Source organism: Actinoplanes sp. NPDC049598, from assembly GCF_040675435.1.
GTDB lineage: Bacteria > Actinomycetota > Actinomycetes > Mycobacteriales > Micromonosporaceae > Actinoplanes.
Map to the genome: position 1 here is coordinate 45,463 of NZ_JBFAOX010000003.1, position 16,311 is coordinate 61,773.

Sequence of the window (16,311 nt, forward strand, 5' to 3'; positions counted from 1 at the left end):
CGCACCGCCCGCCGCAGCGGGGAGGGACTGCCGGCCTTACTTGGACTCGGTCAAGGTGACCGTGACCGTCTTCTTGGCGCCGTCCCGGGTGTACTCGATCGTCATCTGCTGGCCGACCGCGCCGCCCTGCACCGCGGCCACCAGGTCGTCGGAGTCGCCGATGTTCTTGCCGTCGGCCGAGGTGATCACGTCGCCCTGCTGGAGGCCGGCCTTGGCCGCCGCGCTGTCCGCGGTGACCTGGTTGACCAGCGCGCCGCCGTTCTCGGCGTCGGCCACGCTGACGCCGAGCGCCGGGTGGCTGACCTTCTTGCCGGCCATCAGGTCCTGGGCGACCTGGTTGGCCTTGTCGCTCGGGATGGCGAAGCCCAGGCCGATGTTGCCGCTGCTGCTGCCCTGGGTGGCGATCGCCGAGTTGATGCCGATGATCTCGCCGTTGGTGTTGACCAGGGCGCCGCCGGAGTTGCCGGGGTTGATCGGCGCGTCGGTCTGCAGCAGGCCCGACATCGTGGTGCTGGAGCCGGACTGCTGTTGCTGCGGGTTGCTGCCGAACGGGCTCTGCTGCTGCTGGTCGTCCTCGCTGCTGGACTGGATGGTGCGGTCCTTGGCGCTGATGATGCCGGCGGTGACCGAGCCCTCCAGGCCGAGCGGGCTGCCGATGGCCAGCACGGTGTCGCCGACCTGCATCTTGGCGCTGCTGCCGAAGGTGGCCGGCTTGAGGTCGGACACGCCGGACACCTTGATCACGGCCAGGTCGGTGCGCTCGTCGGTGCCGACGATCGAGGCCGACGCCTTGTTGCCGTCCCGGAAGATCACGGTGACCGTGTCGCCCTGGGCGGTGGCGACCACGTGGTTGTTCGTGACGATGTAGCCGTCCTTGTTGAGCACCACGCCGGAGCCCTCGCCGGTCCCGGTGGTGATCGAGACGACGCTGTCCTGCACGGCGGAGGCGATCGAGGCCAGCGACGACCGGTCGACCACGCGGGTGACCGACGAGTTGGCCGTCTGCACGGACGGCGACGAATTGTCGTCGTCGAAGGCCAGCGCGGTCGCGGCCCCGACGCCGCCGGCGCCGAGCGCGATCAGCACGGCCGCGGCCCCGGCGATCAGGATCTTGCGACCCCGCGGGTTGCGCGGCGGCTGCTGCCCCTCGACCGGGGCGGCCCAGGCGGGCTGGCCGTCGGTGGCCCAGGCCTGGCCCTCGCCCCAGGTCTGACCCTCGGCGGCGCCGATCTGGGGCTGCGTCTGGGTGGTGCTGCCGGCGGGCGCCCAGCCCGCGGCATAGGCGGGCTGCTGCGGCGCGTACGGCGACTGGGGCTGCTGCGGCGGCCCGTACGGGTACTGCGGCTGGTGGTAGCCGGGGTGGCCGGCGTGCTGCTGCCAGGGCGAAGGCTGCTGCCACTGGGGAGCACCGGAATGGGGAGCGGCGGACTGCGGCGCACCGGACTGGGGAACGCCGGACTGGGGAACGCCCGACTGCGGGGCAGCCGTGGAAGCCGGCGGGCCCCACTGCGGGGCGTGCGGCGCGGCCGGGGGAACGACGGGCTGCGCGGCCGTCGGCTCCTCAGACTGTCCCCGCTCCGGGCTGCTGCTCTCAGAGGAGGCGTCCGCGGGTCGCGGGTCGGTCTCGTTCTCGTTCATGCCCACAACCTTGCCCCGTCGCGCTCGTACTGACCTGTGTTAGCCCTGGATGTTTTCTGTGAAGCCTTTATCCGGATTTAGGGTAGGCAAAGACACGCGGAACGTCGCCCCCTGCCCCGGTTCCGAGATCACCTCGACGGTTCCTTGGTGCGACCGGACGATCGCCGCCACGATTGCGAGCCCCAGACCGGTGCCGGTGGCCGCCCGTTGCGTGTTGCGGGTGCGGGCCTCGTCCACCCGGTAGAACCGCTCGAAGATATGGGATTTCTGCGCGTCGGACAGCCCCGGCCCGGTGTCGGCCACCTCGAAGACGGCCCGGTCGCCCGGCTCGGCGTACACCCGCAGGGTCACCGTGGCCTCCGGCGGCGTGTGCACCAGGGCGTTGGTCATCAGGTTGCCGATCACCTGGCGCAGCCGGGCGTCGTCGCCGTTGACCACGAGGCTCTCCGCGCTGTCGCGCACCTCGAGCTCGATCGTGCGGTCGGGGGCGGTCGCCTGGGCCGCTTCGACCGCGTCGAGCGCCAGCACGGGCAGCTCGACCGGGGCCAGGTTGAGCGGCCGTTCCCGGTCGAGGCGGGCCAGCAGCAGCAGGTCCTCGACGAGCAGGCCCATCCGGGCCGCCTCGTCCTCGATCCGGCGGACCAGTTTGGCGACGTCCTCGGGGTCGGTCACGGCGCCCTGGCGGTAGAGCTCGGCGAAGCCGCGGATGGTGGTCAACGGCGTCCGCAGCTCGTGCGACGCGTCCGCCACGAACTGCCGCATCTTGCCCTCGGAGCGCACGGCTCGGGCCTCGGAGTGCTGGGCCGCCTCGGCCGCCTCGCGCGCGACCGCCTCGGCGGCCCGGGCCGCCCCCTCGGACTCGGCGCGGGCGGTGAAGGCCGCCTCGATCTGGGCCAGCATCGCGTTCAGGGCGCGGGAGAGCCTCCCCAGCTCGGTCGTGGGCGGGCCGCCGTGCCCCTCCGGGTCGGGCACCCGCTGGGTGAGATCGCCGGCGCCGATCGCGGCCGCAGTGCGCTCGATCTGATGCAGCGGGATCAGGCTCTGCCGCACGAGGGCGGCGCCGACCGAGGCGAGCGCGATGAGAACACCCACGCCGACCAGCAGGTCGACCCAGAGCAGCTGGCCGACGGCCTGCTCGATCACCGACAGCTTCTCGGCCACCTGGAGCACCGCGCCGCTGTTGTCGACCACTACGAGCGACCGCCACGCCACCTTGCCATTCGGCGACTTCACCGTGTACGGCCGGCCGAGCACAGCGTTGATGTTGTCGACGCCCTGGGGTGCGGGCGGGAAGTCCTGATCGCTCAGGTCCTGATCGCCGGCCACGACCTCGTCGGGGGCGCGCACGCCGCTGACCGAGCTGAACGCGACGAAGAAGTCCTCCGGCAGCGGGATCTTGGTGGTGTACCGGAGCTTCAAGATGGTGTCCGCGTAGACACCGATCGACGCGTCGACGCGCTTGAGCAGATAGTTGTGCAGCGCATAAGTGCTCGCGGCGCTTATCGCGACGAGCGCGGCGAACACCAGTGTCAGCACGGAGGCCACGAGCTTGACCCGTAGCGGCACCGTGCGCAGGCTTCCCTGCAGAGGAAGCGTCGTGCGCACCCGCTCGGTGAGGGTCACGGCGCGACTCAGACGGCGGGTTTGCGAAGCACGTAACCCACGCCGCGCAGGGTGTGGATCAGCCGCGGCTGCACGTTGTCGACCTTGCGGCGGAGGTACGAGATGTAGGACTCCACGATGTTGTCGTCGCCGCGGAAGTCGTATTTCCAGACGTGGTCGAGGATCTGCGCCTTGGAGAGCACGCGGTTCGCGTTGAGCATCAGGTAGCGCAGCAGCTTGAACTCGGTCGGCGACAGCTGCACGCGCTGGCCGGCCCGGTAGACCTCGTGGGTCTCCTCGTCGAGCTCGAGATCGGCGAAGACCAGGCGCGACGGCTCCTCGTCGCCCTGCGTGGTGCGGCGCAGCACCGCCCGGATGCGGGCGGTGAGCTCCTCGAGGCTGAACGGCTTGGTCACGTAGTCGTCGCCGCCCAGGGTGAGGCCGCGGATCTTGTCATCCGTGCCGTCCCGGGCGGTCAGGAAGACCACGGGGGTGCGCTGGCCGCCCTCGCGCATGAGCCGGATGACCTCGAAGCCGTCGAGGTCGGGCAGCATCACGTCGAGCACGACGAGGTCGGGGGTGGAGTTCTTCGCCGCGGAGACCGCCGCGCTGCCGCTCGTCGCGGTGCTCACGTCGAAGCCGGCGAATCGAAGGCTGGCGGAAAGCAGCTCGAGGATGTTCGCGTCGTCCTCGACGACTAGGAGTTTCGCCTCGGCCTGCTTGGGCTGGGTCTGGACGGCCATGACAGCCAGTATTTATCAGTCCGCTGCGACTGGCCTGCACGGTGGCTGAAAGTTTTCTGAAAGACGGCTTAGGCCGCCAGGCGGTAGCCGGTGACGCGGAGCGAGGACTGCGCGGCCCGGGCCAGCGTCCTGCGGTCGGCGCCGTCCGCCGGTCGCAGCGCGGGCGCGGTCACGAGGGTAACGCTCAGCCTCCGGAGCGCCGCCACTCGGCGTACCGAGTCCCAGAGGGTGTCATCGCCGATGAAGGCCGCCGCGGTCGAGTCGTAGACGATCGAGGCCGGGACCACCGGCGCGCCCGCGTCGATCGCCGCCTGGAACAGCGCCGGCCGGAACGTTCCCTGGTTGGCCCCGCAGTAGGTGGTGCCCTCGGGGAACGCCGCGACCGTCCGGCCCGCACGCAGCGCCGCCGCCACCTCGGCCACCGTGCCCGGCAGCGCCTTGGGCCGCGAGCGGTCGATGAAGATCGCCCCGGAGAGGCCGGCCAGCACGCCGATCCCCGGCCACGAGCCCACCTCGCCCTTGGCCACCAGGCGGACCGGCGCGAACGCCGTCAGCACCAGGATGTCCAGCCAGGAGACGTGGTTGGCCACCAGCAGGCTGCCCGGCCGCACGAGCGGGCCCTGCCGGCGGACCTTGATGCCCAGGACCGCGAGCATGGTGCGGGCCAGGGTCCGCAGGGCGACTCCCCGCAGGAGCGGCACCAGGAGAAGACCACCGAGCAGTACGCCCGCGAGCGACACCATCCGCAGGAATCCGGCCCCGGGCCGCACCCGCCGGTCGAGCCCGTCACGGCACACCGCGGAGCACCCGGACACCGGCTGCCAGAGCGCGATCATCGGGTCGCCCCGAGGAAGTGGCGGCGGTACCGCGGGTCCATCCGGTCCAGGGAGAACAGCACGTAGAAGTCGGCGCAGTCGAAATCGGGGTCGTAGGCCGGCTCCCCGCACACCCAGCTGCCGAGCCGCAGATAGCCCTTGAGCAGGGCCGGCGGCTGCACCTTGGGATCGCCGGGGACGTCGTTCCCGGCCAGCCAGCTGCGACGCGGGGTCACCCGCATCGCCGGCGGGGAGAGATGCCTGCCCTGGACGCGGGCCCAGACACCGGCCGCCGTGACGCCGCCGTCGCCGAGCGGGACCGAGGCGCAGCCGCCCAGCCAGCGCAGGTTGTTCAGGTGCAGGTAGCGGGCGAGACCGGCCCACATCAGGTTCACCACCGCGCCGCTGCGGTGATCGGGGTGCACACACGAGCGGCCCGTCTCGACCAGCTGGTCCCGGAGGGGCGCCAGGCCGGCCAGGTTGAACTCGCTGTCGCCGTACCGGCGACCGGCGCGCTCGGCGGCCTTGGGCGGAAGCATCCGGTACGTCCCGACCACCGCGCCGGTCGCGTCGTCGCGCACGATCAGGTGGTCGCAGAACTCGTCGAACTCGTCGACGTCGCGCCCGTCGGGCGACTCGGGGAGACGGGCGCCGAGCTCGCCCGCGAAAACATCGCGTCGCAGCCGCTGGGCGGCGGCGACCTGCTCGGGATCATCGGCGATGAGCAGGGAGTAGCCGCTGGTCCCGGTGGGGGCGGCGGCGGTCAGTAATACGGCCATGGCACTTGTGTAAGGGTGACAGCTGCCGATGGAATGTCGCCGCAGGAGGCGATTCATGGCCGCAAAATGAACGGCTTGTGCGAGCCTTCCTCCCATGTTTGTTCATGCGCGTTTCAACGGTCCTCCGGGCACGGGGAACGGCGGTTGGTCGGCGGGCGCGTTCGCCGTCGAGGCGGGTGCGCGGCCGGGCGGCCCGGCGTACGAGGTGACCCTGCGGGTGCCCCCGCCCCTGGAGACGGAGCTGCGGCTCGACGGCGGCTCGGTGCTCGACGGTGACACGCTGGTCGCCACCCTGACCGGGGTGGAGGAGGCGCTGCCGGCGGTGGAGGGAGTCGGGATCGGGAAAGCGGTGGAGGCCGCGCGGGCGTACCCCGGTTTCACGGCGCACCCCTTCCCCACCTGTTACGTATGCGGTCCGGAACGGCCGGACGGGTTGCGCATCTTCTCCGGGCCGCTGCCGGACGGGCGTACGGCCGCTCCCTGGGTTGTGCCCGAAGGGGTGGATCTGGCCGTGGTGTGGGCCGCGCTCGACTGTCCCGGCGGATGGGCGGCTCTGATCAACGGGCGTACGTACGTGCTCGGCCGGATCGCGGCGGACGTCGCCCACCTGCCCGAACCCGGCACCACCTGCGTGGTCATGGGTGAGGCGGTGGAGTTCAGCGGCCGCAAGGCCAAGGTCAACTCCACGGTGTACGCCCCGGGTGGGGAGCGGCTCGCGACGGCACGGGCCACATGGATAGCCGCCGTTTAGTAGGTTGACCTCCCAGGCCTCGGAAAGGATCTTCGATGAGCACCGACGAGATCGTCGTCGAGCACCTCACGAAGCAATACAAACGTCTGCGGGCGGTGGACGACCTGTCGTTCAGCGTGCGCACTGGAGCGGTGACCGGATTCCTCGGCCCCAACGGCGCCGGCAAGACCACCACCCTGCGGATGCTGCTCGGCCTGGTCACGCCCACCGGGGGTCAGGCCACCTTCGGCGGTACGAAGTACGTCGACCTGCCCGACCCGATCCGCCAGGTGGGCGCCGTGCTCGAGGCGTCCAGCGCCCACCGGGGCCGCACCGGCCGCAACCACCTGCGGATGATCTGCCGCGCGGCCGGCCTGCCGGACACCCGGGCCGACGAGGTGCTCAACATCGTCGGGCTCACCCCGGCCGCCAACCGCAAGTTCAAGGGCTACTCGCTCGGCATGCGGCAGCGGCTCGGCATCGCGGCGGCGCTGCTGGGCGACCCGCGGGTGCTGATCCTGGACGAGCCGGCCAACGGCCTCGACCCCGAGGGCATCCGCTGGATGCGCGATCTGCTCAAGGCGCTCGCCGCCGAGGGGCGCACGGTGCTGGTCTCCAGCCACCTGCTGGGCGAGATGCAGCTGCTGGCCGACGACGTCGTGATCGTGGCGGCCGGCAAACTGATCCGGCAGGGCCCGGTCGACGAGGTGCTGGGCTCGATGGGCACCGGCGCCCACGTCCGGGTCCGCACCCCGCAGCCGGCCGAGCTCAAGGCCGCGCTGTCGGAGCTGGAGGCGACCGCGACCGAGCAGAGCGACGGCTCGCTGCTGATCATCGGGGTGGAGGCCGCGGCGATCGGCCACGCCGCCTTCACCGCCTCGGTCGAGCTGCACGAGCTGACCACCGAGCGCGGCGATCTCGAACAGGTCTTCCTGCAGCTGACGGCCGGAAAGGCGGGCATCCGATGAGTCTGAGCCTGGTCAACGCGGAGCTGTTCAAGGTCCGTACCACCTCGATCTGGTGGATCCTCGGGATCGTCCTGGTCCCGCTGTACGCGGCGAGCGTGCTGGCCAACTGGGCCCAGTTCGCGGTCACCGACCCGGGCACCACCGAGGGCGCGACCGACACGCAGACCCAGCAGATCCAGGCCGCGCTGGATCCGGTCAACGTGGCCACCACGATGTACACCAGCGGTCAGTACTTCGGCGTCCTGATCGTGGTGCTGCTCAGCGCGATCATCGTGACCAGCGAGTTCTTCCACCTGACGGCCACTACCACATTCCTGACCACGCCACGGCGGGAATCGGTCATCCTGGCCAAGTTCGGCGCCGCCATCGTCATCAGCCTGATCGTCTGGCTGCTGACCACGCTGATCAACCTGATCGTGGTGCCGCTGATCATGAATCAGCTCGACGTGGCGGTGCAGCTCGGCACGGGCCACGTGTGGCGGGCGATCGCGCTCAACGCGCTGGCCTTCGTGCTGTGGGCGATCCTCGGCGTCGGCGTGGGCGTGCTGATCCGCAGCCAGATCGCGGCGACGCTGGTCCTGGCGATCACCTACGTGGTCGGCACCCAGGCCATCGGGCTGATCTTCTTCCTGCTCAGCCAGTGGGTGGCCGAGTGGTTCAACAAGCTCCAGGTCATCGTGCCGACCACCGCGTCGCAGCTGATGGTCTCGGGCACCGAACTCCCCGGTAACCCTCCGCGATGGGTCGGCGCCGCCGTGCTGATCGGCTACGCGGCGATCTGCGGCATCCTCGGCACATTGATCACCAAGCGCCGCGACATCTCCTGATCCCCGGGCGTCACACAACCGACGTGCGGAGAGTTCGCCCCATTGGACGGCGTAACCTGGATGCCGAATCCGTCCCGTCCCATGTGACGGAAACAGTCGCGTGCTGACAACATGGTGAAAGAGGCGAACACGAAAGTGTCGACCCAGCAGACTTCGCATGAGAACCCACTCGCGGACTTCGGTCCCAACGAGTGGATCGTCGACGAGATGTACCAGCGATACCTGGCCGACCCCACCAGCGTCGACCCCGCCTGGCACGACTTCTTCGCCGACTACAAGCCGGCGATGGCGACCGGTTCGATCGTGACGCCCGACGAGGCGACCGCGGCGAACGCCACCGCCAGCGCGAAGCGCGCCGGCACGGATGCGCCCGCCGCGACCACCGTGGCGCCTGTCAAGCCGACTGTTCCCGCCGCCGCTCCGGCTCAGGAGAAGCCGGCCCCCAAGCCGGCCCCGAAGCCCGCGCCCAAGCCGGAGACCAACGGCAAGGCCTCCGAGGGTCCCAAGACCACTCCGCTGCGCGGTGTCGCTGCCAAGATCGTACAGAACATGTCGGCCTCCCTGGAGGTGCCGACCGCCACATCCGTGCGTACGGTCCCGGCCAAGCTCATGGTCGACAACCGCATCGTCGTCAACAACCACCTCCAGCGCGGCCGGGGCGGCAAGGTCAGCTTCACCCATCTGATCGGCTGGGCGCTGGTCCAGGCGGTCGTGAAGCACCCGGAGATGAACAACTCGTTCGCCGAGGTCGACGGCAAGCCCGCCCTGGTGCAGCCGGAGCACATCAACCTCGGCATCGCCATCGACCTCGCGAAGAAGGACGGCTCCCGCACGCTGGTCGTGCCGTCCATCAAGAACTGCGAGCAGATGGACTTCCGCAAGTTCTGGCAGGCGTACGAGGACGTGGTCCGGCGCGCCCGCCGCAACGAGCTGACCATGGACGACTACGCCGGCACGACGATCTCGCTGACCAACCCGGGCGGCATCGGCACGGTGCACTCCATCCCCCGCCTGATGACCGGCCAGAGCGCGATCATCGGCGTCGGCGCCATGGAGTACCCCGCGCCCTACTCCGGCATGAGCGACGAGACCCTGACCGACCTCGGCGTCAGCAAGGTCACCACGCTGACCAGCACGTACGACCACCGGGTGATCCAGGGCGCACAGTCCGGCGAGTTCCTCAAGGCCATGCACGAGTTCCTGCTCGGCGAGCACGGCTTCTACGACGAGATCTTCACCTCGCTGCGCATCCCGTACGAGCCGGTCCGCTGGGTCCGCGACGTCGCGCACACCTCCGAGGGCCAGATCGACAAGGCGGCCCGGGTCGTCGAGCTGATCCACGCGTACCGCGTGCGCGGCCACCTGATGGCCGACACCGACCCGCTCGAGTTCGAGATCCGCCGCCACCCCGACCTCGACGTGCTGCAGCACGGCCTGACCCTGTGGGACCTCGACCGGACCTTCCCGGTCGGCGGCTTCGCCGGCAAGCAGAAGATGAAGCTGCGCGACGTCCTCGGCGTCCTGCGTGACACCTACTGCCGCCGGGTCGGCATCGAGTACATGCACATCCAGGGGCCCGAGGAGCGGCGCTGGATCCAGGACCGCATCGAGATCAAGTACACCAAGCCCGACGCGGACGAGCAGAAGCACATCCTCAACCGGCTGAACGCGGCCGAGGCCTTCGAGACCTTCCTGCAGACCAAGTTCGTCGGGCAGAAGCGGTTCTCCCTCGAGGGCGGCGAGTCGCTGATCCCGCTGCTCGACGCCGTGCTCGAGTCGTCGGCCGAGGCCGGCCTGGACGAGATGGTCATCGGCATGGCCCACCGCGGCCGGCTGAACGTGCTGGCCAACATCGTCGGCAAGCCGTACGAGAAGATCTTCAACGAGTTCGAGGGTCAGATGGACCCGAAGTCGGCCCACGGCTCCGGTGACGTCAAGTACCACCTGGGCCAGACCGGCAAGTACTCCACGCCCGACGGCGAGCACGCGACCACCGTCAGCGTGGTCGCCAACCCCTCCCACCTGGAGGCGGTCGACCCGGTGCTGGAGGGCATCGTCCGGGCCAAGCAGGACCGGCTCGACCTCGGCCTGCACGGCTATACGGTGCTGCCGGTGCTGGTGCACGGCGACGCCGCGTTCGCCGGCCAGGGCGTGGTGGCCGAGACGCTCAACCTCTCCCAGCTGCGCGGCTACCGCACCGGTGGCACGGTCCACGTGGTCGTCAACAACCAGGTCGGCTTCACCACCGCGCCGGAGTACAGCCGCTCGTCGCTCTACTCGACCGACGTCGCCCGGATGATCCAGGCTCCGATCTTCCACGTGAACGGCGACGACCCCGAGGCCGTCGTCCGGGTGGCCAAGCTGGCCTTCGAGTACCGCCAGGCGTTCAACAAGGACGTCGTGATCGACCTGGTCTGCTACCGCCGCCGCGGTCACAACGAGGGCGACGACCCGTCGATGACCAACCCCCGGATGTACGAGATCATCGACACCAAGCGCTCGGTGCGCAAGCTGTACACCGAGGAGCTGATCGGCCGGGGTGACATCACCGTGGACGGCGCCCAGGAGCAGCTGCGCGACTACCAGTCCCAGCTCGAGCAGGTCTTCAAGGCCACCCGCGACTCGGCCGGCTCGCCGCCGCGGCCCCGGGTGATCTCCGAGGAGGCCGAGCCCGAGGTCGAGACCGCGGTCGACGCGGCCGTGGTCCGCTCGGTCGGCCAGGCCCACATCGAGCTGCCCGAGGGCTTCACCCCGCACAAGCGGGTCCAGCAGCTGCTGGAGCGCCGGGCCAAGATGGGCAACGACGGCGGCATCGACTGGGGCTTCGGCGAGCTGGTCGCGTTCGGCTCGCTGCTCAGCCAGGGCGTCACCGTTCGGCTGGCCGGTCAGGACTCGCGCCGTGGCACGTTCGTCTCCCGGCACGCCTCGGTCGTCGACGCCAAGACCGGCAAGGACTTCCTGCCGCTGTCCACGCTGGCCACCGGCAACGCCCGCTTCTTCGTGCACGACTCGCTGCTCAGCGAGTACGCGGCGATGGGCTTCGAGTACGGCTACTCGGTGGAGAACCCGGAGGCGCTGGTCCTCTGGGAGGCCCAGTTCGGTGACTTCGTCAACGGCGCCCAGTCGATCGTCGACGAGTTCATCTCGTCCGGCGAGGTGAAGTGGGGCCAGAAGTCGTCGCTGGTGCTGCTGCTGCCACACGGCCAGGAGGGCCAGGGCCCGGACCACTCGTCCGGCCGTCCCGAGCGGTTCCTGCAGCTGTGCGCGCAGGACAACATGCGGGTGGCCAACCCGACCACCCCGGCCAACTACTTCCACCTGCTGCGCCGGCAGGCCCTGTCCAGCAAGCGCAAGCCGCTGGTGGTCTTCTCGCCGAAATCGCTGCTGCGCCACAAGCTCGCGGTGTCGTCGGTCGCCGACTTCACCCAGGGCACGTTCCAGCCGGTCATCGGCGACGCCGGCGTCAACGGCACGCCGCTCGACGCGGGCTCGGTCAAGCGCGTGCTGCTCTGCTCGGGCAAGGTCTACTACGACCTGTTCCAGGCCCGGGCCGAGCGCGGGATCACCGACACGGCGATCATCCGGATGGAGCAGATCTACCCGCTGCCGGTGGCCGAGCTCAAGGCGATCCTGGCCCAGTTCCCCAACGCCGAGGACTACGCCTGGGTGCAGGAGGAGCCGGCCAACCAGGGCGCCTGGTCGTTCGTCGCGCTCAACCTGCTCGAGCACCTCGAGGGCGTCCGGCTGCGGCGGATCTCCCGCCCGGCCGCCGCCGCCCCCGCGGTCGGCTCGGCCAAGATGCACGACGCCGAGCAGACGGCGCTGATCGAGGCCTCGCTGCCTCGCCCGTGACGGTTGCTTGAGAGGGGGCGCTCCGCTGCGGCGGGGCGCCCCCTCTTACTATCCGGGCATGTACTTCACTGATCGCGGCATCGAGGAGCTGGTCGAACGGCGTGGCCAGGAGACCGTCACGCTGGAGTGGCTGGGCGAGCAGCTGCGGACCTTCGTCGACCTGAACCCGGAGTTCGAGACCCCGATCGAGCGCCTGGCCACCTGGCTGGCCCGTGACGACGAGGAAGACGACGAATAATCCGCCGATCCGGCGGGTGGAGCTGGCCGCCGACGCCGAGATCGACCGTACGCAGTGGTGGGCGCGGATCCCGGCGGTCCGCGCCGTGCTCGAGCATGGGCTGAACATCCCGGCCGGGGTGACGTTCCTGGTCGGCGAGAACGGGTCGGGCAAGTCCACGCTGATCGAGGCGCTGGCCGTGGCGACCGGGCTCAACCCGGAGGGCGGGTCGCGCTCGGCCCGCCACTCGACCCGGGAGACGGAATCGCCGCTCGGGGCGGCGCTTCGCCTGATTCGCACGCCGGGCAAGCGGGTGAACTCGTACTTCCTGCGGGCCGAGACCACCCACGGCCTGTACACGTATCTCGAATCGCTGCCGGATCTGTCGGGCAACCCCGACACCAGGCTCCACGAGCAGTCCCACGGCGAGGGGTTCCTCGAGCTCCTGACCCGCAAGTTCCGGGGGTACGGGTTCTATCTGATGGACGAGCCGGAGGCGCCGCTCTCCTTCACGTCGACGCTGGGGCTGCTGGCCAAGCTGGAGGACCTGCGGGCGGACGGGGGCCAGGTCGTGATCGCCACGCATTCGCCGCTGCTGACGGCGCTACCGGGGGCGACCATTCTCGAACTCGGGCCCTTTGGCCTGCGCAAGATCAAGTGGGACGACCTGGAGATCGTGGCGAACTGGCGGGGCTTCCTGTCCTCCCCCGCCGCATACCTCCGTCACCTGAGAACGTGACAGTTATCCACAGAGACTCTCGTCATCCACAGTTAGGACTTTCGGCCCGGCGACCGGACGGCCCGGCCGGTAGGTTTGGCCCGTGGCAAGAAGCGTTTATGTGACCGGTCTGGGGCCGAGCGTCGGCAAGGGCACCGTCGCGCTCGGGCTGGTCGAGCTGCTCTCCCGGCAGGTCGCGCGGATCGGGGTGTTCCGGCCGCTGGTCGCCGGCCCCGAGGACGATCCGCTGCTCACCCTGCTGACCAAGCGCTACCCGGTCGTCGCTCCTTATGCCGAGTCCTACGGCGTGACCACCGCCGAGGCGAGCGCGCTGGTCGCCGACGGCAAGTGGGAGGAGCTCATCTCCCGCATCGTCGAGCGCTACCGCGAGGTCGAGCGGCTGGCCGGCTCGGTGGTGGTGATCGGCAGCGACTTCGCCGGCCCCGCCAAGGAGCGCGACGAGATCCCGCGGGAGCTCGGCTTCAACGCCCGGCTGGCCACCGAGTTCGGCAGCGTCGTGATCCCGGTGATCAGCGGCGCCGGGCGTGGGGCGGAGTCGCTGACTGCCGCCGCCCGCAGCGCCTATCACTCGTTGACCGACCTCGACGCGACCGTTCTCGCCGTGATCGCCAACCGCGTGCCGGCCGAAGCCCGCACGACGACAGCTACGGTTGCCACCTCCGGCAGCGTGCCCGACAGCGGGCTGCCGGTGCCGTTCTGGGCCATCCCCGAGGTGGCCGCGGTGGCCGCGCCGACAGTGGCCGAGGTGGCCGCGGCGCTCGAAGCGACGGTCATCTCCGGCTCGAGCGGCGCGCTCGACCGGGACGTGCTCGACTATGTGGTCGGCGCCGCCCACGTGCCGGCCCTGCTCGACCACCTGACCGACGGGGCGCTGCTGATCACCCCCGGCGACCGGGCCGACCTGCTGGTGGCGGCCAGCGCCGCCCACGCCGCGGGCAACGTGACCCTCTCCGGCCTGGTGCTGACCCTGGGCGAGCGGCCCGACGAGCGCGCGGTCCGGGTCATCGAGCGGCTCAACACCGGCCTGGCCATGCTGGTGGTCGACTCCGACAGCTACCACACGATCTCGGCCGCCGGCCGGATCGAGGCCCGCCTCGGCACGGGCACGCCCCGCAAGATCGAGGCCGCCCTGGGCGCCTTCGAGGAGAGCGTCGACACCGCCGAGCTGACCCGGCTGCTCGACGTGGCCCGCTCCAGCCGGGTCACCCCGCTGATGTTCGAGAACGATCTGATCGACCGGGCCCGGGCCGAGCGCCGCCACCTCGTGCTGCCCGAGGGCGCCGAGGAGCGCATCCTGCGGGCCACCGAGACGCTGCTGCGCCGCGGCGTGGCCGACCTGACCCTGCTCGGCGACCCCGGCGAGATCACCCGCCGGGCCCGCGAGCTGGGGCTCGAGATCGGCGGGGCCCAGCTGGTCGACCCGGAAACCAGCGAGTGGCGCGACGAGTTCGCCGCGACCTATGCGGAGCTGCGCAAACACAAGAACGTCCCGCTCGACCTGGCGTATGACGTGGTGCGCGACGTCAACTACTTCGGCACCCTGATGGTGCAGACCGGCAAGGCCGACGGCATGGTCTCCGGGGCCAACCACACGACGGCGGCCACCATCCGGCCCGCCTTCGAGATCATCAAGACGGTGCCGGACGTGTCGGTCGCCTCCAGCGTCTTCTTCATGCTGCTGGCCGACCGGGTGCTGGTCTACGGCGACTGCGCGGTCAACCCCGACCCCGACGCGCCCCAGCTGGCCGACATCGCGCTCTCCTCGGCCCGGACGGCGGCCGCGTTCGGCATCGAGCCGCGGGTGGCCATGCTGTCGTACTCCACCGGCAGCTCCGGGGCCGGCGCCGACGTGGAGAAGGTCGCGGCGGCCACCGCGCTCGTGCGGGAACGCTCACCCGAGCTGCCGGTCGAGGGCCCGATCCAGTACGACGCGGCCATCGACCCGGCCGTGGCGGCGACCAAGCTGCCCGACAGCACGGTCGCGGGCAAGGCGACGGTCTTCATCTTCCCCGACCTCAACACCGGCAACAACACGTACAAAGCGGTTCAGCGCTCGGCCGGCGCGGTCGCGGTCGGCCCGGTCATGCAGGGCCTGCGGCGCCCGGTCAACGACCTGTCCCGCGGCGCGACCGTCAAAGACATCGTCAACACGGTGGCGATCACAGCGATCCAGGCGGCGGTGACTCCATGACCCGGGTTCTCGTTCTCAACTCCGGCTCCTCCTCGGTGAAGTACCGGCTCTTCGACGGCCCCGACACCGTGGCCAAGGGCCTGATCGAGCGGATCGGCGAGGCCGGCGGCGACACCGCCGACCATCGGGCGGCGCTGCAGCACATCATGGATTCGGTCGACCTGTCCGGCCTGGCCGCGGTCGGCCACCGGGTGGTGCACGGCGGCCCCGAGTTCAGCGAGCCCACGGTCGTCGACGACGAGGTCGTCGCCCGCATCGACGCCTTGGTGCCGCTCGCGCCGCTGCACAACCCGGCCGCCCTGACCGGAATCGAGGTGGCCCGCAAGCTGCTGCCCGACGTGCCCCAGGTGGCGGTCTTCGACACGGCCTTCCACGCCACCATCCCGCCCGAGGGCGTCACCTGGGCCATCGACGCGTCCCTGGCTTCGCGGTGGCAGATCCGGCGGTACGGGTTCCACGGCACCTCACACGCCTATGTGGCCCGCCGGACGGCGTCGCTGCTGGGCCGCGCCCCCGAGGACACCAACGTGATCACGCTGCATCTCGGCAACGGCGCCAGCGCCTGCGCGGTCCGCGGCGGCCGGAGCGTGGCCACCTCGATGGGCATGTCACCGCAGGGCGGCCTGGTGATGGGCACCCGCAGCGGCGACATCGACCCCACCGTGGTCTTCCACCTGCACCGCGAGGCCGGCCTGCCCCTCGACGAGATCGAGAACTCGCTGACCCGCCACGCCGGCCTGCTCGGCCTGACCGGCGAGAACGACCTGCGCTCGGTCATCAAGAAACGCGACGCCGGCGACGAGGCGGCCACCCTCGCCTTCGACGTCTACTGCCGCCGCATCCGCGAGTACGTGGGCGCCTACCTGGCCGTCCTGGGCCGCGTCGACGCCATCACCTTCACCGCCGGCGTCGGCGAGAACTCGGCCCCCGTCCGGGCCGCCTCACTCTCCGGCCTGGAGCCCCTCGGCATCGAGATCGACCCCACCCGCAACCAGGCCAACGACCAGCTCATCTCCCCCGACGGCACCCGCATCCCGGTCTGCGTAGTCCCCACCGACGAGGAGCTCGAAATCGCCGACCAGTCCCGCACGGCCCTGTCCCTGCCCCGCTGACCGGCACCCGCGCACTCAGTCCGGCGGCGCGAGGTCGGGCTGGCGGCGCGAGGCCGGGCCGGCGGCGCGAGGCCGGGCCGGCGGTGGCGCGGGGATGC

At 70.7% G+C, this 16,311-nt stretch carries 13 protein-coding genes; 8 read left to right on the top strand and 5 right to left on the bottom strand.

Annotated elements, in window-relative coordinates; all coding sequences use genetic code 11:
- Positions 1-36: 36 nt before the first annotated feature.
- The 5 genes from AB0J66_RS08815 to AB0J66_RS08835 all read right to left on the bottom strand — a co-directional run bounded on the left by AB0J66_RS08815 (position 37) and on the right by AB0J66_RS08835 (position 5,577).
- On the bottom strand, positions 37-1,638 hold the full coding sequence (locus tag AB0J66_RS08815; protein WP_364657503.1) for a trypsin-like peptidase domain-containing protein: 1,602 nt from the start codon (positions 1,636-1,638) through the stop codon (positions 37-39).
- Between the two features lie 39 nt (positions 1,639-1,677).
- Positions 1,678-3,261, bottom strand: coding sequence for a HAMP domain-containing sensor histidine kinase (locus AB0J66_RS08820; protein ID WP_364657505.1), 1,584 nt, complete (start codon positions 3,259-3,261; stop codon positions 1,678-1,680).
- 8 nt (positions 3,262-3,269) lie between these two features.
- Positions 3,270-3,983 carry a response regulator transcription factor gene (locus AB0J66_RS08825; RefSeq protein WP_360242911.1) on the bottom strand — a complete coding sequence of 238 codons (714 nt, stop codon included), beginning with the start codon at positions 3,981-3,983 and terminating at the stop codon, positions 3,270-3,272.
- Positions 3,984-4,051: 68 nt separating this feature from the next.
- Positions 4,052-4,819, bottom strand: coding sequence for a lysophospholipid acyltransferase family protein (locus AB0J66_RS08830; protein ID WP_364657509.1), 768 nt, complete (start codon positions 4,817-4,819; stop codon positions 4,052-4,054).
- On the bottom strand, positions 4,816-5,577 hold the full coding sequence (locus AB0J66_RS08835) for a GNAT family N-acyltransferase (protein ID WP_364657512.1): 762 nt from the start codon (positions 5,575-5,577) through the stop codon (positions 4,816-4,818). Before AB0J66_RS08835 ends, AB0J66_RS08830 begins: the two co-directional genes overlap by 4 nt.
- Before the next feature lie 94 nt (positions 5,578-5,671).
- On the opposite strand from AB0J66_RS08835, the gene AB0J66_RS08840 reads away from it, so the two are divergent.
- The 8 genes from AB0J66_RS08840 (at position 5,672) to AB0J66_RS08875 (ending at position 16,213) form a co-directional block, all read left to right on the top strand.
- The gene (locus AB0J66_RS08840; protein WP_364657514.1) at positions 5,672-6,328 is read left to right on the top strand and encodes a hypothetical protein; all 657 of its coding nucleotides are present in this window, start codon (positions 5,672-5,674) and stop codon (positions 6,326-6,328) included.
- Between the two features lie 35 nt (positions 6,329-6,363).
- Positions 6,364-7,275 (top strand): ABC transporter ATP-binding protein, encoded by a 912-nt coding sequence (locus AB0J66_RS08845; RefSeq protein WP_364657517.1) that lies wholly within the window; start codon positions 6,364-6,366, stop codon positions 7,273-7,275.
- Positions 7,272-8,102, top strand: coding sequence for an ABC transporter permease (locus AB0J66_RS08850; RefSeq protein WP_364657519.1), 831 nt, complete (start codon positions 7,272-7,274; stop codon positions 8,100-8,102). Before AB0J66_RS08845 ends, AB0J66_RS08850 begins: the two co-directional genes overlap by 4 nt.
- 135 nt (positions 8,103-8,237) lie before the next feature.
- Positions 8,238-11,954, top strand: a complete 3,717-nt coding sequence (locus AB0J66_RS08855) for a multifunctional oxoglutarate decarboxylase/oxoglutarate dehydrogenase thiamine pyrophosphate-binding subunit/dihydrolipoyllysine-residue succinyltransferase subunit (protein WP_364658635.1) — start codon at positions 8,238-8,240, stop codon at positions 11,952-11,954.
- 58 nt (positions 11,955-12,012) lie between these two features.
- Positions 12,013-12,192 carry a DUF6104 family protein gene (locus AB0J66_RS08860; protein ID WP_364657521.1) on the top strand — a complete coding sequence of 60 codons (180 nt, stop codon included), beginning with the start codon at positions 12,013-12,015 and terminating at the stop codon, positions 12,190-12,192.
- Positions 12,167-12,910: an AAA family ATPase gene (locus AB0J66_RS08865; RefSeq protein WP_364657523.1), complete on the top strand. Its 744-nt coding sequence runs from the start codon at positions 12,167-12,169 to the stop codon at positions 12,908-12,910. The genes AB0J66_RS08860 and AB0J66_RS08865 overlap by 26 nt, the downstream gene beginning before the upstream one ends.
- Before the next feature lie 82 nt (positions 12,911-12,992).
- A complete protein-coding gene (gene pta / locus AB0J66_RS08870; RefSeq protein WP_364657526.1) occupies positions 12,993-15,101 on the top strand; it encodes a phosphate acetyltransferase in 2,109 nt (702 codons plus the stop codon).
- Entirely contained in the window at positions 15,098-16,213 is a 1,116-nt protein-coding gene (locus AB0J66_RS08875) for an acetate kinase (RefSeq protein WP_364657529.1), read from the top strand. The genes pta and AB0J66_RS08875 overlap by 4 nt, the downstream gene beginning before the upstream one ends.
- Positions 16,214-16,311 lie beyond the last annotated feature (98 nt).